Below are 22653 nucleotides of genomic sequence, written 5' to 3'. Positions count from 1 at the left end.
TCTCTAACCTGAACGATCAACGTGCCGGCTCAGTATTCTTTTATTTTCTAATTGAACAAGAGAGCTCTTGCGCCAGTTCCAAAGGTTTTCACTCATGGTCCCACGATATTCGTCTTTGTCGACGAGCGGATACGGATAATCGGTGCCCAGCTGAATATCGAACATCGCCGATTCCATGGGTGTCAACTGCCAGGGTTCTATTAGCAACTCATTCGGCAGCTCGGCGAGCTCTGGCAGCCAAGTTCGTATAAAAGTACCCTCGGCATCCTGTTCAAGAGCCTGTTTTGTCGGGTTGTATATGCGCACGGTATTAATGCCGGTTACGCCCGCCTGCATTTGAAACTGCGGATAATGAATGCCCGGCTCAAAGTCGAGGAAAAGTGACGCTAGATAATCGGCACCCAGACGCCAGTCTACTGCCAGATAATGACACAAAAAGCTCACCAACATAGCGCGCATTCTGAAGTTAATGTAACCCGTTTTAATCAGGCAACGCATACAGGCATCCACCAGCGGGTAGCCCGTTTTACCCTGTTTCCAGGCCTCTAAATGCTGAGTAACTAATTCATCATTTCGAAACGGCAAAGTCTCATAACCGCGGTTGATAGGCTTACACTGCTGAGTTACCTCACTTTCAAACTTTTGAATAAAGTGACAATGCCAGTGCAAGCGAGAAACCAGCGCACGCAAGGGTTTTCTCCAGCCAGGTGTCTGCCAGTAGGTTAAGCAATACTGGTACACCTGCCGCAGACTTAAGTTACCCCAGGCAAGGTACGCCGAAAGTCGGCTGCAACTCTCGCGGCTTAATCCCGGTTTGGAAATATTCACTCCGTATCGTTTCCCCCGGCCTTCAAAAAACGATAACAATGTCTGCCGTGCTTCCAGCTCTCCGCCCTTCTGGAACAACGGGTCGTGCTCCTGCCATTCTGCGGGTGGATGGTAAATTTCGAAAGGACTGACAATAACTCTTGTTAAATCCAGAGTTTCAGGCTCAAGCCGCATCACTCTGTTCCAGTTTTTACGCCATCCCGTACGCGACCGAGCCGCCCGTATCACCGCACCGTAGGGAGACTCGTGCCAGTTTATATTTTGCTCACGGCAAAACTTGGCAACCTGTTTGTCGCGCTGGTAAGTATTGATTAACCCAATTTCCTGATAGCTATACAGCTCCATGCTGCCAAATTTATTCTGTATCCGCTGCAACTGCTCTAAAGTGTCGCCACAGGAAATATGCAAGTTTACACCATAGGGTTTTAGCTGCTCATTCATGTCACAAAGACTTTGCCAGATAAACCGCCAGTGCCGCATGTCGTAATGCGGATCATCCAGCAACATAGGCTCAACGTTGTACCACAGCAAAACCGAGTCGTGATGCTTCAGAGCAGCAGCTAACGCATCGTGATCGGACAGTCGCAAGTCGCGCTTTAGCCACACTACTGCGGTGCGATTCATGCTCACCGCACCGGCCAGTCTGCGGCATCAACGCTGTCTATGGGTTGCCCGGACAGATCGCCGGCCCAACGCTCAATAAACTCATTGCCCGGGTCGTAACGTTCCGTCTGCTTTTCCAAATTAAATTGGCGATGCCCTCTGGGGTCGGCTCCCACACCCGCCAGATACTGCCAGTTGCCCCAGTTGGAGGAAACATCGTAATCAATCAGCTGCTGTTCAAAATAGGCAGCGCCGTAGCGCCAGTCCAGGCTCAGCTCGTGTACAAAACAACTAGCAACTAACTGCCGCCCCCGGTTCGACATATAACCGGTGGCATTCAGCTGCTTCATGCAGGCGTTAACTATAGGATAAGGCGTGTTGCCAGAGCACCACTTCTGAAACCTTTCAGAATAAAAGCTGGTTTTGGGTGACTTACCGGAGAGGCCGGCAAAAGCGAACAGGCGTTTTCCATGTTTCAGTGCGTACCAGAAAAAGTACTCGCGCCACAATAACTCAAAACTTATCCAGTAGCTGGATTCACTCTCGCCGAACCGCACTTCGTACTCTCTTAACGCTGCCATAATTTGCCGGACGGAAAGGCAGCCCTGCGCAAGCCAGGGCGAAAACTTGGTCGAGCTCGAAAAGTCGTCTAAGGCATTTCGTGTTTGTTTATAAGTACCGGCAGACTCACCAGAAAAGTAGCTTGTTAAATGCGTTAAGGCGGCTCTTTCTCCACCTTCAAAGTCATCTGACGCCAATTCATTCAGAGTTTCAGCCTTGAACCCCGGATAACTGATGTTCTCCGGTAATGGAGGCAATGCGTTTATCGGCTGAACCGAAAAGTCACGGCTCAACGGCTCGACCTTTTTCCTGAATTGAGAAAAGGTTTCCGGTAAGTCCGCTAGCTCAAAAGGAAGTTCCGGCTCCGAAAACAAGGTGTTGTTTGGTGTTTCATGAAAAGGCAGAAACGGAAACCGTTGCTGTAACAAACCCAATTGAAGCCGTTCGTAGTAGCCCTGATGCTGGCTCAGGAATACTGCATCCACCTGACGTTCAGAAATGAGTTCGGTTAAAATTCGGTCAAATGTCCCGGCCAAAACAATGAGTTTTTGTCCACGTTTTTCCAGCTCGGTTCGCAGTTGCTTTAAGCTCTGCTGCAAAAAGGTAAAACGATGCTTACCCATGGCCGGAATGCCATAATGGCCATACTTATTCTGCGTCGGATTAAAACAAAAGCAGCAGATGAGTGTTTCACTACGCTGCGCGGCCTCATAAAGCGCCAGGTTGTCTTCAACCCTGAGATCATCTCGAAATACAAATAAACCTAGCTGATAATCTGCCATAATGAATAAAAGTTGCTGTTTAGTATTCATTACGTAAGTCATTTAGAATTGGACTAAACGTAAATTGAACAATAATCGTAAAATAAAAATAACTGACTTTTGGTGGACTCATTTTTTATGAACAAAGGTAAAAACTGGCTAATTTATACTCTGGGCTTTTTAGGGCTTATTCCCTTTCTGGCATCATCGCTTGCAGCTTTAATGCATACCGGAACCTGGTGGGGCATTTCACCTTTAGAGTTTTTAATTACTTACGGCGCTATTATTCTCAGTTTCCTGGGAGGCACTTTATGGGGCCGGGCACTGCACCGCGCAGAAAGCGAAAAAACAACAGGTTTACTGTTATTAAGCAATGTTTTCGCTTTGGCGGCCTGGTTCACTATTTTAATTAGCGCGCCAGCCTGGTCATTAGGTATGCAGATGGTGGGCTTTGCCTTAGTTCTGTACTTTGAACAAAAGCTGGCGCGCAGTTCGGCTATGACGTCTTATATGGGCTACTACCGTATACGGGTATTATTAACGACCATTATCATCGTCTGCCAATTACTGGTCTTTGGTAACCACATTTTGTAGCGCTAGCTGCAGCGCTATTTTTTCTCGTGATACCGAGCCAGAGTTTCCGCATAAATGTGGCGTACGTCATCACTGAATTTTTCCACCGAATAATCACGGGCAAAAGCCAGAGCATTTTCTGCCAGGCTCTGGCGTAACGCCTCGTCATCCAGTAACTGTTTCACCCGCTCACACCATAAAGCCTGCTTAGCCGGTGTCTTAAAACCGTTATGCCCGTCTTCAACAACATCGTCGATACCACTGGAGCGCACCGCAACCACGGGTAAGCCCGCTGCCATAGCTTCCAGAATGACCATGCCCTGAGTTTCTGACTGCGAGGCAAATAGGAAAGCGTCTCCTAACTGATACCAGGCGGCCATTTGCTCAGGCGGAACTGAGCCTACCAGAGTAATGTACTGCTGCAGTTTCATGTTATCGATGCGTTCCTGTAACCGGTGGCGTTGATGACCGTCGCCCACAATCAGCAAACGGAACGGCTTATCGGTTTGATCTTTCAGTTGCGCCACCGCCTCTATCATAAAGTCGATATTTTTCTCATTCGACAACCGGGACACACTAACAAATACCGTTTCATCCCCTAGCTTTTGTTGCTGGCGCAGCTCCTCTATTTGCTTGTCGTCAACTTGCTGGAAACGCTCAAACTCAATACCTGTTGGCTGTACAAAGGTAGGCTTCTTAACCCCTATCATACGCAGGTATTCTTCCGTCGATTGCGTCGGCACAATTACGCCATCGCATTTGTTGGCAAAGCGACGCACCAAAAAGTGCGCAATAATATTGCGGAACAACGAACCGGGTAAAAACACAAAGTGCGCATAATGTTCTAGCCGCGTGTGATAAGTATAAACCACTGGCACTTTCAGGCGACGCGCAATAAAGACCCCAAGCGAACCTATCCAGAACGGATGGTGAACGTGAATAATATCCGGTTTAAAGGCTTTAACCTTTTTACGCACGGCACCGGAGAAAATATTGGCAAACTGAAACTCACTCTTTTCACCAAAAGAAAACAGCGACGGCATACGCACCACATGCTCTTCTTTTTCACTACTTTGCTGATAGCGCGGCGCAACAACCAATACCTTATCTTTGAGCTTAACTAATCCCAGACGCAGGCGCTCGATAGAAATTGGCACACCACCGATAAAAGGCAGATAGTTATTCGTGAACATGGCCACGCGCAACGGCTTTTTGAACCAGGGCTGCGGGTCAATATCGTAGTCCGGGTAGTAATCTTTACCGACGAATACCGCGTTGTACAATTTGGTACTAATAACCAAAAACAGGCTCACCAGCAGAATAAAATTCAGGTAGCCCACGTAAAACAACGAGTGAATAAAGAACCACAGGCTTTCCAGTTGCTTCAAAATGGGGTGCTGACCAATTTCCAGCTCTTCAACAGAATGCTCAACCGAGCCATCGGCATTCACTGTTACTTTCACATAGTGATAAAAGCTCTCGTCCTGATTCAGTACCAGACCACCCGCGCCCCCAGTAGTGATATAGGGAATGCCGTTGTGCTCACGCTCTGAGTAAATAGAGATATTGGATGAAAAGACGCGATCAACACCGAAGTTGCTTATTGTCTGCAGTAACGCATGACGGAACTCCATGGGTTGCAGGAAATCGTCCTCCTGGGCTAAAAAAAACTCTTCGTCAGGCTCTAAAGGTGGGTGACCAATAAAAACAAAGCGATGCTTTGAATCGTCGGCTTTAAGAATGTCGGTTAACCAGCGAAGCTGCCATTGCCATGGCGTTTTTCCCGTGCTGTCTAAGAAAATAAAGCGGCTGTCATCGGCAGTAAAACTGAAAAAATGCGGACCGTAATGGTCATAAAAGCGGAAGCTGCCAAACTCTTCATACTCATTGTTACCGAAGGTCAGTAAATACGGCATATCCAGCCGCGACAGAGTACCTTTTATTGCCCGGTATTTATCTTCTCCTCCACTGCTCACAGCATTCCCCGCAGACACTAAAAAATCAATGTCGGTGTCGTTCAACATAGGAATAATGCGACGCTCGAAAATACCAACCGAATTATTGATATTACCCACGACAGCAAAGCTGTAACTGTCCTGTCCTTCCAGCCGGGCACTAATGTCTGAGAGCTGTTCGGTATGCTCCGCCTCAAATTCTGAAGTCACCAGGTTCAAATAAATTTTATAGCCAATAAGCCCAACCACAACCGCAATGTTGAGGTAAAACAGGACTTTCAGTAACTTGGTTTTATTCATTGTATGCCCTGCACTTTAGCCGACTGAACTAAGTAGCGCTGTAAAATAAAGAGTCCCAATAACATACCAAGATAAATGGTTAAAAAGCGCCAGCTAAAGGTGACTAACAGTAAATGGTTATTGGCTAAAATGTCATTAAAAAAGCTACCAAACACACCTTCGGAAATTCCAGAAGCACCGGGCGTTGGCGCGAAATACATGATAAAGGTGGTAACCACCAGCAGTCCCAGGCTGACGAGGTAATCAACGTCGTATCCTAAACCCCACATTAGCAGCGCGGGAAAACTGAATAAGCTGAGCAGAAAAACGACGGTGGACAATACCGACAGCGCAATAGCCACTTTAGAGCCGCGACAATACTCCGAAAAACTCCGGGAGAAACGCAGCATTTCGCGGCGAGTTTTGTATTGCCAGCGCAGATGACGCTCAGGACTAATCAGTTGCAGCTTATGCACCGCTTTACATAAATAGCTTAGCGGCCCAATTAACCAATGTGCCCGCAACAAAACCACCGCGAAGAAGAGCAGATAAAGCACAATGAAAACGGCAAGAGCCGTACCAATTTCACCAATAATAGCTTTGTTCTGCAGTGGCTCCAGCACCAGCAAGAACACCGGCGTCAGCGAAAAAATAAAGAAAATAGCCAACACCGTACGAATAGTAGTGGCAGCGGTCGCCCGCCCAATAGGCACGCCGTGCTCGTGTAAGAACCAAACCTGCGCGAAACCGCCACCAGTGGCCATAGGGGTAATATTGGAGAAAAAGATATTAATAAAGACCAGTTTAGCCATGGCTTTTTTAGGAATACGGTAACCCAGAGCGCGCAAAGTGTAGTAAAGCCGCAAACCGTCGGCGGCGAAGTAAACCAGTAACAGCAAGACTGCGGCACTTAAAACTTCAGGGGCAAACAAACGAAAATCGAAGGTAAGACTGCGGCCGGAAAAGTGGTCATAAATGGCGTAAAATCCGGCAGCCGTGAGTAAAACAAATAACACACTAAATAGCGTTAAGCGTTTCCACGAGGCTTTGTATTGTTTTTCTTCTTCCGCTGAAGCTGCCATCTTGCTGCCGTTTACTCCCCACAAAGCCTAAAGATTAAGGATTATGGAGTTGTGGGGAGGGGATGTCAAAAACCCTTACATTAACTTAACGGCTAAGCTCACCCGATTGCCAGTCTATAATGAAGTTATCGTCAGGCTCACCTTCTTGCAGCGCAAGGAAAATATCCAGCACCGGTCCGAAACGATGCGCCAGAGCAGCCGCCAACTGGTGTTTACTCTCGGTTTCCTGAACCACTTGTTCAGGTGCGTTAACCTTTTTCGCGAGCTCGCTTAGGCTAACGGCAAGTAACTGATACTGACGCAAACGGGACTTCGAAATATCCTTGAGTGCTAACCGGCCAGCATTACGAATGCGGTAGAAATCGACCGCAAATTCAAAGCCCGTCCACTGCGAAAAGTCTGACGGTTTGAAGCCTTTAGAGCGAGCTAAAGACTCGCCTGCTGCTTTAGCCTCCGACCAGGATCTCTGCTCTGTCAGCTGTGATAATGACAACAGTTGCTCGCCGTTTAAAGAAAACACCCAGTCACGTAAATCAGCCGGCCAGTCGTTAGGAAGAAAACGCTGACGGGTCAGTTCGCGAATATGCCAACTGGTAAATTCCTGATAATTTTTTGCCGTTAAAACCTCTTTGTCCCAGAGTTTATCCGCCTCTGTCGACAGCAGCTGCTGGTACTCTTCTCTATAGTGCTCAAACAGTTCGTTAAAACGCGGAACCTCTTTAATAACAATGGTTTCAACTGCTAGCGAGCCCGACTTACCAGGCCTTAAAACTTTATACGCAGGCACATAAGCCGCAAGTGACGGTGCTTGTATATTCACTAAAAACTGTTCGCCGCTGCGGGTAACGCCGGTGTCGTTCATATGCATATGACCGCCCACGTGTACTTTGAGCCCGGTTTCGGCGAGCAGTTTACTAACAGAGTCATCTGGCCGCCTCGCCAGTTGAAACGTCGCCTCACCGAATAATTCAGATATCGTGTCAGACTGTCCGTCATAAAACTCTGTCATAGGAAAATGGCTAAAAGCTAACAGCGTTTTTCCCCGCTCGTCGGCTTGCTTTACAATATCCTTTATCCAGCCCATTAAATGCTTTTTATGCGTCAACACTTTGTTATAGCCAGCGTTACCGGAGCCATGAAAGTCATTAGCCGATAACGACTTCTTGCCTGTCTGCGCTTTAGGAATATAAACATTGGCGTCTATGGCCAGTAACCACAAACCCTCAACCGGCTCCACCAGATAACTGGCATCGGTAATTTCCCCGCAGTTAACCGCGTTTTCAGCCTTAAATTCGCCACCGCTGCCGTTGCTGCAAATTTCGTATTGTCTTGCAGTGAGTTCAGCGCTGGCTTTTCCCTTAGCTAAGTCATAATCTTCGTAGCTGTAACCGCTAAACGGCGTTTCCCAGTAGATATATTCCGGCTGCGGCGAAAATCCGTGCTCGCCCAATATCGATAAAACACCTTTATACCCGAGTTCCTGCACTTCTTCTGTGCAAATGGTCGGCAGCGGGTTTTCGGTTTTAATAACCGCCTGCTTGCCTTTATACCCGGTACATTCTGCGGCACCTTTGCTGAATATTCGCTGTCGGTGGCCGTCTGTGCCCAAATAATCCGGTTTACCGGCGGGACGACTGAAAGGACGAACCGGGTCATGGTTTCCCGGTGCCGCAAAAAATCGCATATCGTACTTCTGCTGATAGTGCTTGAGTATTTTCTGCAGCCCGCGCAAGTGCACCTGTTGTCCGTCATCGCTGAAGTCGCCGGGAAGCGCAATGAGTTTAATCCCTCTGGCTGCCGCATCATCTAGCGCGGCAAGCAGTGCGAAGTAGTTTTCGTTAAACAGACGGGTAGAATGCAGTTGAGCCTGCATAGTGCGGATAGTCGCGTGATCCTTACTACGAGAGTTCGGCAAGCCTTTGAACGAACCGTCGTTAAAGTCGGCATAAACATCGTGAAAGTGAATGTCCGGCATAAAAGCAACTGCCGGAACCTCTTTATTGTCAGCTTTGACTTGCGCTGCCATAAACAGCAGCGCAAGTAACATCGTACTTAATAAACACTTCATAGCTTAGATACTGCCGCGAATGCCCAGGCTTATCCGACGTCCCGAGAACTCATACATGGTCGGGAATTTAGAGTCCATCGTATAGCCTTTAGTCGCTTCGTCGGTTACGTTAATTCCTTCAACCACCACTTTAATTGAGTCGTTAATTTTGTAACCTAAAGAGACATCAACCTGACCGTAGGCGTCGCGGTACACTGGGTACATACTACGTTCGATACGCTCCACGTAGTCGTCTTTGTAATTGTATGAAACCCGTGCATCAAAGCTATTGTTCTCATAATAAGCAGTAAAGTTATAGGTGGTTTCAGCCAACCCCGGCGGTGGTGTTGGAATACCCAAATCAGACGACCCCGTTAACGAATTGTCCAGCTTGGTGTAGTTAGAGTTAATGCCAAAACCTTCTAACGACGAATGCAGCGCTTTAAGCGGGAACTGAGCAATTAATTCAATTCCCGATACATCGTAAGAACCTTCATCGTTCACCTTCTGATACACGTCAAAGTCATAAACGCCATCCAGAGTGCCGTTATCATTGTATTTGGTCACGTCTTTTACAACCCCGGTTAAAGACTCACGGACGACGCCTTCAACGGTTTTGTCAAAATAGGAAGCAGCCAGAATACCACCGTTATCTAAGTACCACTCAACACCAAGCTCCCATTGGTCGGCGTAAGTCGGTTTCAAATCAGGGTTACCATCGAAGTATTTGAACTCGTTGACACTGACTGTCCGTTTATAGGCAATGTCGCCTAATGCAGGACGAATAAAGGTTTCGGAAGCAGCAGCTCGCAGCAAAACGCTGTCACTTAGTTCAACCACCATATTCAGGCTGGGTAAAACCTCTGTATAGCTCCCTTTTTTAGACACGGGCTCATCTGTGTAACCCGTGCTGCCGTCAGGCATCTGAACCTGATGGTAACCAAAAGACAAAACAGAGGTATCAACAGCGCGCACGCCTGTGTTCAGAGACACTGGGAACTGGCCGATATTAAATTCAAAATCTGCCATTGCGTAAATGCTCAGCACTTCCTCGTCCACGCGGTAAAACTGGTTGTCCTGGAACGGCACATTAAAGCCGTCGTAACGAAATTCATTACGCGCATAGCCATTAGAGACCTGACTCCAGCCACCTTTCCCTTCAACTTCCGGCAAGTAAGCGCCGCCTGGTACTAAGTCTGAAATCGGCGTCAACTCGCTGTCCTCTAACGTTCGCTCACCACTCCAGGAGCTGTCTCCCGCAGTTGGTCCTTTTACCTGAACATTGCCCAGGTTCCGCTCTTTAGACTTATCTGTGTAACGCGCGCCGAACTGGATCTTAGCTAATGCAGGAAAGGCATCCCAGAAAATACCGCGGCTGAAGTCAAATTGTGCGGCGTATTTATCGTCGGTAATCTCTTCAAGGTCAACATCGTAGAAATCAAACAAGTACGAACCGGGCGAATTGTACATATCAATAGTATCGGGGTTATCGCTCGGTATGGTTTCACCGCCCGTGCTGGTGTAACGCGTTCTGGATGGCGCATAAGCCGTATGTTTTAGGTTAGTGCGGTCCGACGTTTTCTCAGCACCAGAGTACCCCAGCAACCCGGTAACCGTCCATTCGCCAAGCTGCCAGTCCAGCGACAGGCTCAGTTGATTGTAGTCCGTTTCGTGTACGTTCTCTTTGCTCAAAAATTCGTGTTGCGTTGCAGCATAAGACACATCTGAAAGCACCACCATGCCGTACTCAGAGAAGGTGGTGTCATCGTATTCGTGAATGCGTTCTAACGCACTGACACTTGAGGCTGAATAAGCGGCTGCATCGTATTCGTCCTCGGTATTGTCATAACCGCCTAACATGGCATCAAGCGTCAGGCTGAAGTCATTACTGGGCTTGTATTGGATAGACGCTGTGGCACCCCACTTTTCCTGCTCGTTTAAATAAGCACGGTCACCGACCTTGTTCATAAAAACCACACGGCCGGTTTCGTCACTATCTAACGGATCATCAATAACAACGCCAGTGTCTCGTTCCAGCACGGCAATGGTTTGGTCGGATTGCCACTGTGAATCACCGGACTTTTCAGTCCAGCGTGACAGTGGTCGGAAATCGATGCCGGAGTTAGAATCGGTTCGGTTGGTGCGTTCGCTACGTGAAAACGATACCAACGCGCCCCAGTCGCCGAATGTGTCACTGGCAAGGAAAGAGAACTTCGGGTCAACCTCTTCTGAAATAGAGTTGTGAGCCGCTTCTACCGAAGCCACAAGCTGTGTTTCATCGTAATCAAACGGTCTGGCAGTGGAGATAAGCACAGAGCCTGCAATACCGCCTTCTTCATCAGCCGCCGTTGGCGACTTTTTCACAGTTACTGACTGGATAATTTCCGATGCGAAAATATCAAATTCGACATCACGGCCTCCACTGCCCGAGGCCGTAGCCAGGCCGTTAATGGATACATGGGTAAACTCTGTCGGTAAGCTGCGAACATTTACTCTCGAACCCAGTCCTTTGTTACGCTCAATGGTAACCCCTGGCATGCGCTGTAAAGCTTCTGCCAGGTTCTGTTCAGGGAAGTCAGCAATATCTGTCGCAACTATCGAGTCAGAAAAACTGATATTGGAGCGTTTGATATCAACCGCTTTTTCCAGACTTTTAACGTAGCTTCCGCTAACCGCAATCACTTCAATATCGTCTTTTTCAGCACTATCGCTTTCGTTCAACTCCTGAGCCTGAAGCGCATAAGCCGATGAACTTAATGCCATGCTCAGTAAAACCTGTTGTACTGCCTGACTCAGTTTCGTTTTTTTACTAACTGAGTTTTTATTACGATATTTTCGTGCTTTCATTAACAAAATCCTATGAATAGTGAGTGACTGCCAGGGCTGCTACCAAACGAGAGCACGTATGATAGATGTGGTAGTGTTTCAATAGGATTTCGTTTAACTTACAGTTTTATGAAGCTTATTGTATTAACGTGTTAGCTCAAAAGTCAGGCTGCAATAACATTTCGGGCCGCATGAGTCATTTTTACTAATTGCTTTCTGACCTCACCGGAGGTCACACAGTCCGTTTCAAAAGGAATGAAAACACTGCGTTCATCGGCAATTAGATGGAACCCGTCCGGATAAATACTGCTCATTTTGACGCTACCTGCATAGTTCCTGAACTCCACTTTCTGGTGGCGCAAAATAAGGCCACAAGCGTCAGCATGGTCATCATTCATATGCTGGATCATCTGCAATGCGTCTGCCGAATTCCATTGGGGTTCAAGCAGCAGCCATTCAGCAGGGTTTATCCAGAAAATTTTGCCGAAGCCACCAATGTACCGAATATGCTCAACGTCCATTTGCCAAAATTTAAAGTCATGAGCATTGCGATAACTTAAAGCGCCGGGAAAACGCTGGAAGTACAATTCCCCTAAAGACTCATCCACTAAAAACCGGGCATTTCCCGTTAACGTCAGTCGCCCGTGAGTATTCTGGTCACCGCTTTCAGCTGCATCAAACACGGTAATACTTAAACGGTTATCTACTGATAAATTACGGGCATGCTGGGCAATATCAGACACATAAAATATGACCTGACCTTCTGCTGAAAGCATAAACGGTGATACCGAGCCGAACGGATATCCCAGTAACTTCTTCGAGATAGTAGACAGCACTGCGGTATCGTTATTTTGTGCGAGTACTCGCGCTTCCCGCGCCGCTTTTATTCGTTCATTCATTATAAAATACTCCTTAATGTCGTGGCTCGGTGAAAATCATTGGCTTTAAAAAGCTCGGATGTGAGCTGACATGCACCGGTGTACGATAGGTTCTTTCCAGAATGTCTTCCCGGAAAACACTCTCGGGGCTGTCGACATGCTGAATACAGTTATTGCCTAAAACTATGACCTGGTCGGCATATAAAGAGGCCAGGTTTAAATCGTGCATAACCGACAGAACAAGGTTGCCTTTTTGGCTGAACGACTTAATTTCATGCAACACCGCATGTTGATGATACACATCCAGCGCGGAGGTCGGTTCATCCAGCAGCAACAACTGTTCACCCGGTAAGTCTTTATCTAGCTGGCATAAACAGCGGGCTAAATGTGCCCGCTGTTGTTCACCACCAGACAAGGTTTCAATGCCTCGCTCACCCATTTGGGCTAAATCAAAGCGGCTTAACCATCGGGTTGCGCGTTGTTCCGCATCGGCATCAGACTCCTGTGACCAATATCGTCCCATGACCACCAGTTCCTTAACCGATAACCCTTCAGGCGCGGCCTGATGTTGCTCCATAACCGCTCTTATCGGCGCCAGTTTCAAAGCATCCCACGAGTTCAGTTCTCTTCCATTTAAGTAAATAGAACCGTTATAAGGGAGTTCCCCCGCCAACATATTTAAAAAGGTGGATTTGCCCGCGCCGTTCTCACCGACAATGGCAACAAATTGGTGGGCTTCTAAACTTAGATTCAGCGACGTTAACACTTGCTGCCGACCAATAGATAGATTCGACACATCGATATCAAGCATAAAACCTCCGTCGTTGCTTCATAAGCAAATAAATAAAAAATGGCGCGCCGATAGCCGCCGTAATAATGCCAATAGGTAATTCCGCCGGAGCAACCAGTGTTTTTGCCAACCAGTCGGTAAGCACTAAAATGGCCGCGCCAAATAACATGGATACCGGCATTAACCAGCGCACATTAGCGCCAACCAGCATTCGCGCTATGTGGGGGATAATCAGTCCGATAAAGCCAATCATGCCGGTTAAGGCAACAGCTCCACCAACACCAAGCGCAACGAAAAAAATTATCCGACGCTTCAAAGTGCCGACATTAACGCCCAGGTAACGCGCCTGTCGTTCACCTAAAAGCAGTGTGTTAATTGCCCGGCGCTGAATAAAGAGTCCAACGCAGCTAACGCCCATAAACAAAAAGCCAAGTGGTAACTGTTGCCAGTCGGCTCCGGCCAGAGAGCCCATCTGCCAGAAACTCATAAGCCTCAGGGCGTCATCGTTAGCGTAGTAGCTGAGTAAACCAAGAATGGAGCCGGCCAACGCATTAATGGCAACACCTGCCAGCAGTAAGGTGGCAACATGAACTCCGGAACGACCTCCAGCCAAATGGTAAACCACAAAGGTGGTCAGCAACGCGCCGATAAAAGCCGCGCCGGAAACCCAGAGCTGTCCCTGCAACCCGAACTCGGGACCTAAAGCAATAACTGCCAGTGCGAATACAGCCGCTCCCCCCGAAATACCAATGAGCCCGGGGTCGGCCAGCGGATTACGACACAAGGTTTGCATTGCAGTACCACTTTGCGCCAGCACCGCGCCCACCATTAGTCCTAAAACCAACCGGGGTAACCGAATATCGATTAATACCGTCTTTTGAATATCGGTTGCTTCGGACAAGACTCCCGGTAACCAGATAAAGGGCAACCGCCAGTCCGACATCACCGGTCCGCTGGAAAGCAACAGAATACTGCTGACGGCGATACCCATCACCCCGGCGAGTAACCAATAGCGACGTTCAAGCGGCATAGTCTTACTCCCTTCCCGCCGCTATCTCATTGGCAAACTCAGCAACCACTTGTTGAGCTTCTGCAATGCGGGTTGTCATACCCAGCGCCAGCAGCGAGTCCATAACCAGAACACGGCAATTCTTCCCGGCTTCCATTAGTTTAAGTGCCTGCGCCTGACAAAACGCTTCTTTGCTGCCGTGGCTTTTAACCACGTGCTCAGGAGCAACTAAAAAGTCAGGCTGTTCTGCCAGTAGATATTCAGTAGAAACGGTCTTAAACCCAGCGTGAGCAAACACGTTGTTAATATCGGAATAACTGAAAAGCAAATCCGGTACCGTATCCTTCCCGGCTGCCACTACGCCTCGCTCTGATGCCTGCAGAACAAACAGAGCCTTCAAAGGCTCTTTACGCGAGCTAGTCGTCGTCAAAGCCGACTTGATACCGGCAATCACCTGCTTTCCTTCGGCTTGCGCGCCAAAGCGATCCGCCATATTTTCAATTAGGTCGTACAGCTCCTGAAGCGATGTTGGTTTATTAAATACAACCACAGAAACTCCGGCCCCCTCAATTTGTTGCAACACTTTATCGCTGCCGCCACCTTCCAGCACCCACAGGTGTTCAGGCTCAAAGCTCAGAACGCCCTCAGCGGATAAATTACGGTAGTAACCGACTTTCGGTAACTGATTAACAGCCGCAGGCGAAGTGCTGGAAGTATCTACGCCAATCAGGCTGTCGTCTTTATTCAACGCAAACACGATGTCGGTTAAGGTTCCGCCTGCGGTTATTAACTGGTTAACGTCTTCACCCAGCGTATCCTCAGCCTGTCCGAACCACGAAAACAACAATAGAAAAGCGGCTCCGGTATGAACCAGAAACTGTCGTCCTGTCATCACAATCAAACTCCTGAATTAGGTTTTCTTTTTTTGTCCTAAATCAAAAATAGTAACTTTCACTTGCAAATGCAAATCATTTTCGTTTAGATCTTATTGATTTTTTCATACGACGTGTTAGTCAGGATTGGAGATGAAAAGTGAATAAAGGACATAAAATAACTCGCAGCTTTGCAAAAAGCTTATTGGCGACAGCAATTTTCGCTACCTTACAAACCACCGTTTACGCTGCTGATTTAGCAGAACCCACGCTGGAAACCGATGAAATACTGGTAGTAACCGGTTCCCGCAGTAAAGAAAAACTGGAAGATGTTGCCGGTGCGGTCAGTGTGGTGACAGCCGAAGAAATTGATATTCAGGTTAGTAACAGCCTGTCGGATATTTTTCGTTATGACCCCAGCATCAGTTCAACCGGCAGCCAGGGTCAGGCACAAACCCTGTCAATACGAGGCATTGGCGGTAACCGGGTGGTGTACATTAAAGACGGCCGACGCTTAAACGACGCCTATGCCGGCGGTGGTGGCTATCTGGTTGGCCGAGGTTATCTGGACGTCTCACAATTGAGTCAAGTTGAAGTTGCTAAGGCCGCAGCATCGCCACTTTACGGCTCCGACGGGTTAGGTGGGGTTATTGTTCTGACTACGCCTGACCCTGACGATATGCTACAGGGTGAATCAAACGCACTCTCCCTGCAGGCGGGTTTCGATAGCATTGCAGACGAACGCAGTTTAGGTGTGCAGGCGGCAAAACAGTTTTCCGGGTCGCAGGCATCCATTCAGCTCACCGCCCGCAAAGGAAACGAAACCCAGAACTATGAAAAGTCGTTACCGGAGTTTGATTACGACAGTGTTGGTGTGCTGGCTAAGTGGGCTATCGCGCTTGAAAATAACAATGAACTTAAGTTTACTCTGGATCACTACCAGCAAAACAATGAGCAGTTGCAGGAGCCGCCGGAGCAAACCGAAGATAAAGATAAACAAACCGCCTTTTCCATCGACTATCTCAATAATAACAGCAACTGGCTGACCGATACCCAACACTGGCAGTTGTATTTGAGTCATTACGAACAAAACAGTGACCAGATAGTGCAAGGCGCGGATCAAAGCGGTCCTTATATCGACAATAACGATTACGGATTTGAACAACGTATTATTGGTGCTCGCTGGCAGGGCGAAACCTTGTTGTCCGGCAACCAAGTGGAACAAGATCTGGTATTTGGGTTCGATGTTGACTACTACGACACTGAACGACCACGCTTTAAAACTCGCACCGCAGCAGACGGCACCTTACTGCAGGACAACGAACCGCAAAAAGCCTTTCCCGGTGCAGAAACCTGGTTAGCCGGGCTATTCCTGCAGGACAACATTCAACTGAAAGATAGCCCAATTAAATTCATTGCCGGAGTCCGTATCGACCATTATCGCATGACGCCTCAAGACAATTCACTCTACGACATGTCGCTATTAAGTGATATACGTGAAACGGCTATGTCACCTAAACTGGCGGCTATATACACTTTCTCAAATGATATTCGCGGATACGTTCAATACGCTGAAGGCTTTAAAATTCCACCTCATGATCAGGCGTATCAGAACCACGGCATCGAACCCTTTTATGCCATATTGCCTAATCCCGACTTAGATCCTGAGAGCAGCCGTTCACTGGAAACCGGCCTGAAATTTGCGGACAACAACACTCGCTGGAATCTGTCAGCCTTTTACAGCAAGTTTGACGACTTTATCGATACTCAGGTCGTCGGAACCAGTCCCACCTACATTCCGGGTGTGGATCGCGTCGAGTACCAGTATGTTAATAAGGACGAAGTGACAATAAAAGGCGTTGAAGCCTCAGTGACTCACTGGCTGAATGACAACATTCAATTAGCTTCTTCAGTGGCCTACACAACCGGCAAGGATGAAACAACAGACGATTACCTGACCACTTTGTCACCGCTTTCCGGCAATGCCTCAGTGGGTTACCACGGCAATGACTGGTATGTGCGTGGCGTTGTTACCGCAGTAGATAGCATGAGTCGCGTTCCAACCGATGAATCTATTCAAACACCGGGCTACGCCACCGTTGATGTGCTGGCAGGTTTCACACTGACAAACTGGCAAGTTAACCTTGCGGCGCGTAACTTAACAGATAAATATTATGTGCCCTACCAGAGCGTGGCAGGCCTCCAGAGCGAAGCCTCTACGGAACAGTACAGTCAGCCCGGACGTTCGTTTGGGGTACAGGTGAAATACACTTTTTAGTCTAAAACAGCCAAAAAAAAGCCCCCAAATATTGGGGGCATAAAAACTTAACCAGGGAGTATAACCAAACAATGTTAAGTTGTGGTGCATGTTAAAGATTAAATATGACAGTTTTTAGACGACTTTATTCAATTTTGATGAAACCTGCCGTTTAAATAAAGCCATCACAAGAATCAAATACACCAATTGCGCACCTAAGGTCTCCCAGCTGGCGTAAATACCCAGCCAGTCGAAGGTTACATCCACTGGGAACGCCGTATGACTAAACCAGGCAGCTTCCTGCAGGGCGCTAATGCCTTTGCCCAGCAAAACAAAGACCAGAGCCAGAATGATGTACGTTGTGAACTTGAAAAACGTATTCATTGGCAGTTTGACTGAGTATTTAATGACAGCCCAGGCCACTACCGCCAGAACCGCCAGGCCAAAGACAAAACCGTAGGCGACACTGCTGCCATTATCCTGCGCCTGCAACAATAAAGACTGATAGAACAATACGGTTTCAAACACTTCTCGATACACAGCTAAAAAGGCAAGACCGGCAAGACCCCATAAAGCGCCCTGCTTTAGCTGAGTCTGCACTTTTTCCTGAATAAAGCGTTGCCACTGCTGCGACTGGGTTTTGCTGTGCATCCAGTAACCCACATAGAACAGTATGACGGCGGCCAGCAACGCCGCCCCACCTTCAATAATCTCGCGGCTGGCGCCACTAATGCTGATAAAGTATTCCGCCACCAGCCAGGTACCGACACCCGCAATTAGTGCCGTGATCCATCCGGCGTGCACATAACGCAGGCCGTCTTTGCGCCCGGAGCGCGCCAGCACTGTGCCAATTGCCAGCACAATGAGTAAAGCTTCAAGCCCTTCGCGTAACAGAATAACAGCGCTTGCGGCAAACAATGCGGATTCTGACAGCTTATCTTCCGACATCGTATTCGCCGCGACGTCCAGTTCCTGTTGCAACTGTGCTGTCATTTGCTCTACCTGCTGCAGCTTGCCGGGTTTACTGATAACCCCACGCAACGCCATCATGTCACGTTCTATGGTTCGCATTAGCTCCGGAGCTTTGGCATTAAGGGAGTTTTCAGCTAACTCGAAACCATCGAGATACGCCGAAATAGCCAACCGTTTAGCTTCGCTATAATTGTCTTGTTGGTACGCCTTTAAAGCCTGGCCAAGGGTTGTGCGGGCAATTGCAATAGGACTGTTTACTGAGCTTTCAGAAAAGTAATCACGAGCGTGAGTGCGCGAGTAATCAATAGCGTTAGACGAAATGCCGCGCTGCAATAAGGTATTCGGGCTGTAATTAATTAACTCGCTCAGCGCCACTTTTTGCTCAGAGTCAGCTCTGTCATTAAACGCCAGACTGCCCACGTAGAAAGTTAACGCCCACCGCTCTTCTTCGCTTAAATGACTAAAAGACGCCATTGCCGTACCGTCGATGCCATCGGAAACAGCGTCAAACAACCCAAGTAATGAGCGGTTATTGGCGCGTTCACGGTCGGTAAAATTAGTGGGGGCAGGCTCCAGCCCGGTAGCACCAGGGCCATCACCCTGACCGGCAGCACCATGACAGGCTGAGCAGTTTTGTTGAAATAACTGCTCAACGTGCTTTTCACTTGCCAGCTTTGACGGGAGGCTTAGCTTTGGCAAAGCCGACAGCAGAGTGTCTCTTAGCTCACTGGTTAGCGTAACCACCGCTTCCGGGTCGGCTTTGTCATTAATCAACTGCTTAAGCTTGTCCACCAGCTGACGCATTTCTGGTTGCACCGCCTGCGGCGCCTGTTCAGTTTTTTCACCAATGAGGCCGGCGAACTCGGTCATTTCGCTGTATTCATCGGGATTAATGACTTCACCGTTGGCTACCGCTTCGGAATAGTCTACGCCAACGTATTCCGCCAGCTGCAATAACTGACGCATGTCAGAACTTTGAGTATCCGCTGAAGAACTGGCCAAAGCCTGACCGGAGAAAAGTAATGTGCCTATTAAGGCAATAGGGAAAAAGAATCGGGAAAACACGAGTACTCCTCAAGGCTCATGTCATAATCAGGCTTAAAATTATACAGGAACCTTGAGAAGTATTAAATGATAACTATTGTTGTTTGTCTTTAAAGTCTCTTAATCTGAGCTGAATCAATACGCCGGCATTAAGAACACTTCGCGCACACAATTACGCGGATTCGCATTGACTGAATACAACACCGCATCGGCAACGTCTTCAGGGGCCAGCTTGTCCGGCTTAGGTTCGTCGAAAAACGGCGTATTGACCATACCCGGTGCTATGGTTGTGCAGCGACCGTTCCACTCTTTCATTTCTTCGGCCAGGTTCTGGGCAAAACCATGAACGAACCACTTAGTTGCACCATAGACCGAACCTTTTAGCGTAATTCGCCCGGCGGCAGAGCCTGTCATTAAGAAGTGACCGGTAGTTTTACGTAAGTGCGGCAAAGTCAGTTTAGCCGTGTACAGAAGACCATTGATATTCACATCCACCATAGACTTCCACTCGTCCGGATCGCCCTCTTCTGTTCCGGCGGTCGAAACCCCGGTTCCGGCGTTAGCGAATACCGCATCCAGCTGACCAAACTTATCTACGCCCTGCTTTACAGCCTCGGCTAGCTCGTCATAGTTTCCGGCATCGGCAGCTATGCCAATGGCATTATCCGCACCAAATTCCTCAACCAGCGCATCCAGTTTTTCTTTCCGGCGCGCCGTTAATATCAGCTTTAATCCCTCTTTCGCCGCTTTTCGGGCTGTAGCTTCACCAATGCCGCTTGAGGCACCTGTTATCAATAATACTTTGGACATACTTCCTCCTTAAGTTCGCGTTTCTACCTTTATTGTACTCTTCTGCTTCGCTTAGCGATCAACGACGCATAATAACGCACCGTGCTTTATACCCTTTCGAAGAAAAAACCAACATGTTATTGATACTGATTCGCATTTACATTAAAGTGACGTTCTTATTAAAGCTGACTCACAAGCGAAACCATGGAGAACAAAAAAGTGACCGGAAAAAATGAAAGAATAATAACAGGTTTATGTGCATTCATTTTTGTTGGAGCTGCTTTTACCCCTCCCCTTGTTTCAGCAGAAGACGCTATGGATCAGTCGCAAAAAGACGGCCTGGAAATTATTAAAGTTCAGGGTGAAAAACGCGAGCGCTCACTGTCAGAAACCACCAGTAGTGTCGCCGTAACAACGGCACAAAAAATTGATCAGGAAAACTTGCTCGACCTCAGCGACATTATCTCCCGCACCGCAAACGTTGCTGAAACTTACGGCGGCTCTGGTTTTACTATTCGTGGTATTCGCGATGAAAATGCTTCTGCCAACCCGTTAGCAACAATCTATGTCGATGGTGTTGCTATACCCAGTCAGGTAAATGACGCTGGCCCAACCGACTTATGGGATATTGCACAGGTGGAAATTCTGCGCGGTTCGCAGTCAACGGTGCAGGGTGAAAACTCATTAGCCGGCGCCATCATTATCAGTACTCAGGATCCGACCATGGACTGGACCTGGAAAACCCGGGCCATCTGGTCAGATCCAAACGACAGACGCCTGGCATTTGCCGGCGGAGGTCCGTTAATAGATGACGAACTGGCCTTTCGGGTTGCCGTAGAAAAACGCGACTTTGACGGCTTTACAAAGAATATTACCCGCAACGAGATGGAAGACTCTGTCGACTCTTTAGTGACTCGCCTTAAAGTGCTCTGGAATCCAGCCGGGCTAAGAGACTTCACTGCTAAATTAAACTTTATGCGTGACGACCGCGAAGACCCTTACCGATTTTCTTATACCCGCTACGATGTAGAGAATTATTATGACAACCGGGTAGCCACTTCCGATCACGAAAATGTGACCGATATTACAACGGACATTGTGTCATTAGATTTAAGTTACGAGCTAAGTGAACATTGGTCACTGGCGTCTGTCACCTCTCAGTCAGATTCCGACTCCCTGCGCTTGTATGATATTGATTTAATAGCGGAAGATAACCGTTACGGCGAGATGGATCATAATTATAAAAACCAGTCACAAGAAATACGGCTGAGTTTTGATTACCCTGACTTTCATGGTTTGTTCGGCGGCTACTGGTCTAACCGTGAGAAAGACGCAACGGATAACCAAATGGCTGGTGTTGCAACTCCGGTAGCGGCTATTGTCGGCGCATTACAAAATATGGGATTAGACGAGGCTACCGCCACTCAATTTGCCAACAGCTACTCTCAGGAGTTACCCCTGATTCCTGTTGATTATGACAGCGATGTCTCCGACCGCTCGACCAACCGGGCCGTATTTGCTGATGTTGAATACGCATTAACCAACAACGTGGCGCTGATTGCAGGCTTTCGTTACGACACGGAACGTTATACCTACGAGTCACTCACCGAAACAGCCTTTGCCGGAACTTTACCGGATCCAACCAATTACGGTGAAGCCGGCACAGCTCCACATAGCATTATTACCGGTATCAATCAGGAAGTACTGAACCTGGTTGAGCGCGCAGGTAACAGTGTTCCCGAAAGTACCCGCGACTTTAATGCCTTTTTGCCCAAACTTGCGGTCCGCTGGGACTACGATAACAACGATTCGCTGGCTTTGACGGTACAGCGTGCTTACCGCTCCGGTGGCAGCTCCTACAATATTGCCCGTGCAGAAGTTTTTGCTTATGACCCTGAATTCACCACAAACTACGAACTGGCGTGGCGCAGCCATCTGTTAGATAACAGCCTGTTTGTCAGCAGCAACCTTTACTATATTGACTGGGAAGACAAACAAGTCAGCGCCAACTTCGGCCTAAACAGTTTTGATAGCCACACAGTGAATGCCGGCAAAGCCCATTTATATGGCATGGAGCTGGAAGCACGTCAATACGTTAATAGCTACATGGATTGGTACGGCTCGTATTCTTATTCCAGAACCCAGTACGACCAGTTTGAGGCTATTGCCGGGGCTCAGGTCCGAAACTTTTCAGGAACAGAATTTATCTATGCCCCCAAACATACGGCCGCTTTAGGCGTGAATTTATACCCTGCCCGGGACTGGACGGTGAACGTTAATGCGAATTACCGCGACTCAGTATTGATGTCCACTCGCGAGACAGATAGTAGAGTGTCATCACGAACCTTATTTAACGCAAAAATCAGCTATGATAAATTCGACTGGTCAGCCTATATTTTCGCCAACAATATTTTCGATAAAGGATACATTGAATACGCACGAACTGACGTTCCACTAGCGATATTCGGCGCACCAAGGGTAATTGGTGTTGGTTTTGAGGCAGAGTTTTAAGCATTTAAAAGCTTAA

15 protein-coding genes are annotated in these 22653 nt (G+C 48.1%); 3 read left to right on the top strand and 12 right to left on the bottom strand.

What is annotated here, in order from left to right:
• Positions 1-3: 3 nt before the first annotated feature.
• Positions 4-1452, bottom strand: a complete 1449-nt coding sequence (locus tag ACN0TF_RS06490) for an FAD-binding domain-containing protein (protein ID WP_414018811.1) — start codon at positions 1450-1452, stop codon at positions 4-6.
• Positions 1453-1454: 2 nt separating this feature from the next.
• Complete coding sequence (locus ACN0TF_RS06485; protein WP_414018812.1) at positions 1455-2804, bottom strand: DASH family cryptochrome; 1350 nt, start codon at positions 2802-2804, stop codon at positions 1455-1457.
• Between the two features lie 87 nt (positions 2805-2891).
• On the opposite strand from ACN0TF_RS06485, the gene ACN0TF_RS06480 reads away from it, so the two are divergent.
• Positions 2892-3347 carry a DUF3429 domain-containing protein gene (locus tag ACN0TF_RS06480; RefSeq protein WP_417441256.1) on the top strand — a complete coding sequence of 152 codons (456 nt, stop codon included), beginning with the start codon at positions 2892-2894 and terminating at the stop codon, positions 3345-3347.
• Positions 3348-3361: 14 nt separating this feature from the next.
• On the opposite strand, the gene ACN0TF_RS06475 is transcribed toward ACN0TF_RS06480, so the two are convergent.
• The 8 genes from ACN0TF_RS06475 to ACN0TF_RS06440 all read right to left on the bottom strand — a co-directional run bounded on the left by ACN0TF_RS06475 (position 3362) and on the right by ACN0TF_RS06440 (position 15084).
• Positions 3362-5581 (bottom strand): glycosyltransferase, encoded by a 2220-nt coding sequence (locus ACN0TF_RS06475; RefSeq protein WP_417441255.1) that lies wholly within the window; start codon positions 5579-5581, stop codon positions 3362-3364.
• Complete coding sequence (locus tag ACN0TF_RS06470) at positions 5578-6642, bottom strand: lysylphosphatidylglycerol synthase transmembrane domain-containing protein (protein WP_011233382.1); 1065 nt, start codon at positions 6640-6642, stop codon at positions 5578-5580. The genes ACN0TF_RS06475 and ACN0TF_RS06470 overlap by 4 nt, the downstream gene beginning before the upstream one ends.
• A gap of 85 nt (positions 6643-6727) precedes the next feature.
• Entirely contained in the window at positions 6728-8710 is a 1983-nt protein-coding gene (locus ACN0TF_RS06465) for a metallophosphoesterase (RefSeq protein ID WP_417441254.1), read from the bottom strand.
• 3 nt (positions 8711-8713) lie between these two features.
• Positions 8714-11536, bottom strand: coding sequence for a TonB-dependent receptor (locus ACN0TF_RS06460; protein ID WP_417441253.1), 2823 nt, complete (start codon positions 11534-11536; stop codon positions 8714-8716).
• A gap of 143 nt (positions 11537-11679) precedes the next feature.
• Entirely contained in the window at positions 11680-12414 is a 735-nt protein-coding gene (locus ACN0TF_RS06455; RefSeq protein ID WP_417441252.1) for a HugZ family protein, read from the bottom strand.
• Positions 12415-12427: 13 nt separating this feature from the next.
• Positions 12428-13204, bottom strand: coding sequence for an ATP-binding cassette domain-containing protein (locus tag ACN0TF_RS06450; RefSeq protein ID WP_417441251.1), 777 nt, complete (start codon positions 13202-13204; stop codon positions 12428-12430).
• Complete coding sequence (locus tag ACN0TF_RS06445) at positions 13197-14213, bottom strand: FecCD family ABC transporter permease (protein WP_417441250.1); 1017 nt, start codon at positions 14211-14213, stop codon at positions 13197-13199. The genes ACN0TF_RS06450 and ACN0TF_RS06445 overlap by 8 nt, the downstream gene beginning before the upstream one ends.
• 4 nt (positions 14214-14217) lie before the next feature.
• Positions 14218-15084, bottom strand: coding sequence for a heme/hemin ABC transporter substrate-binding protein (locus ACN0TF_RS06440; RefSeq protein WP_417441430.1), 867 nt, complete (start codon positions 15082-15084; stop codon positions 14218-14220).
• Between the two features lie 140 nt (positions 15085-15224).
• Here ACN0TF_RS06440 and ACN0TF_RS06435 point away from each other — a divergent pair, with 140 nt between their 5' ends.
• Entirely contained in the window at positions 15225-17342 is a 2118-nt protein-coding gene (locus ACN0TF_RS06435) for a TonB-dependent hemoglobin/transferrin/lactoferrin family receptor (protein ID WP_417441249.1), read from the top strand.
• Positions 17343-17456: 114 nt separating this feature from the next.
• Here the strand turns inward: ACN0TF_RS06435 and ACN0TF_RS06430 are convergent, their stop codons facing one another.
• Both ACN0TF_RS06430 and ACN0TF_RS06425 read right to left on the bottom strand, forming a co-directional pair.
• On the bottom strand, positions 17457-19358 hold the full coding sequence (locus ACN0TF_RS06430) for a cytochrome c/FTR1 family iron permease (protein ID WP_417441248.1): 1902 nt from the start codon (positions 19356-19358) through the stop codon (positions 17457-17459).
• Between the two features lie 114 nt (positions 19359-19472).
• Positions 19473-20147 carry an SDR family oxidoreductase gene (locus tag ACN0TF_RS06425; protein ID WP_417441247.1) on the bottom strand — a complete coding sequence of 225 codons (675 nt, stop codon included), beginning with the start codon at positions 20145-20147 and terminating at the stop codon, positions 19473-19475.
• A gap of 183 nt (positions 20148-20330) precedes the next feature.
• On the opposite strand from ACN0TF_RS06425, the gene ACN0TF_RS06420 reads away from it, so the two are divergent.
• Positions 20331-22637, top strand: a complete 2307-nt coding sequence (locus ACN0TF_RS06420) for a TonB-dependent receptor (RefSeq protein ID WP_417441246.1) — start codon at positions 20331-20333, stop codon at positions 22635-22637.
• The last annotated feature ends 16 nt before the right edge of the window (positions 22638-22653 follow it).

Origin of the sequence: Idiomarina sp., assembly GCF_048265525.1 — a bacterium.
Taxonomy (GTDB): domain Bacteria; phylum Pseudomonadota; class Gammaproteobacteria; order Enterobacterales; family Alteromonadaceae; genus Idiomarina.
This window is presented reverse-complemented; position numbering and strand designations above follow the sequence as displayed.

What these genes read in the sequence shown, in the direction of transcription:
- ACN0TF_RS06490 (WP_414018811.1), bottom strand. Translation starts at nt 1,452, where the DNA reads ATGAATCGCACCGCAGTAGTGTGGCTAAAGCGCGACTTGCGACTGTCC.
- ACN0TF_RS06485 (WP_414018812.1), bottom strand. Translation starts at nt 2,804, where the DNA reads ATGAATACTAAACAGCAACTTTTATTCATTATGGCAGATTATCAGCTA.
- ACN0TF_RS06480 (WP_417441256.1), top strand. Translation starts at nt 2,892, where the DNA reads ATGAACAAAGGTAAAAACTGGCTAATTTATACTCTGGGCTTTTTAGGG.
- ACN0TF_RS06475 (WP_417441255.1), bottom strand. Translation starts at nt 5,581, where the DNA reads ATGAATAAAACCAAGTTACTGAAAGTCCTGTTTTACCTCAACATTGCG.
- ACN0TF_RS06470 (WP_011233382.1), bottom strand. Translation starts at nt 6,642, where the DNA reads ATGGCAGCTTCAGCGGAAGAAGAAAAACAATACAAAGCCTCGTGGAAA.
- ACN0TF_RS06465 (WP_417441254.1), bottom strand. Translation starts at nt 8,710, where the DNA reads ATGAAGTGTTTATTAAGTACGATGTTACTTGCGCTGCTGTTTATGGCA.
- ACN0TF_RS06460 (WP_417441253.1), bottom strand. Translation starts at nt 11,536, where the DNA reads ATGAAAGCACGAAAATATCGTAATAAAAACTCAGTTAGTAAAAAAACG.
- ACN0TF_RS06455 (WP_417441252.1), bottom strand. Translation starts at nt 12,414, where the DNA reads ATGAATGAACGAATAAAAGCGGCGCGGGAAGCGCGAGTACTCGCACAA.
- ACN0TF_RS06450 (WP_417441251.1), bottom strand. Translation starts at nt 13,204, where the DNA reads ATGCTTGATATCGATGTGTCGAATCTATCTATTGGTCGGCAGCAAGTG.
- ACN0TF_RS06445 (WP_417441250.1), bottom strand. Translation starts at nt 14,213, where the DNA reads ATGCCGCTTGAACGTCGCTATTGGTTACTCGCCGGGGTGATGGGTATC.
- ACN0TF_RS06440 (WP_417441430.1), bottom strand. Translation starts at nt 15,084, where the DNA reads ATGACAGGACGACAGTTTCTGGTTCATACCGGAGCCGCTTTTCTATTG.
- ACN0TF_RS06425 (WP_417441247.1), bottom strand. Translation starts at nt 20,147, where the DNA reads ATGTCCAAAGTATTATTGATAACAGGTGCCTCAAGCGGCATTGGTGAA.
- ACN0TF_RS06420 (WP_417441246.1), top strand. Translation starts at nt 20,331, where the DNA reads ATGGAGAACAAAAAAGTGACCGGAAAAAATGAAAGAATAATAACAGGT.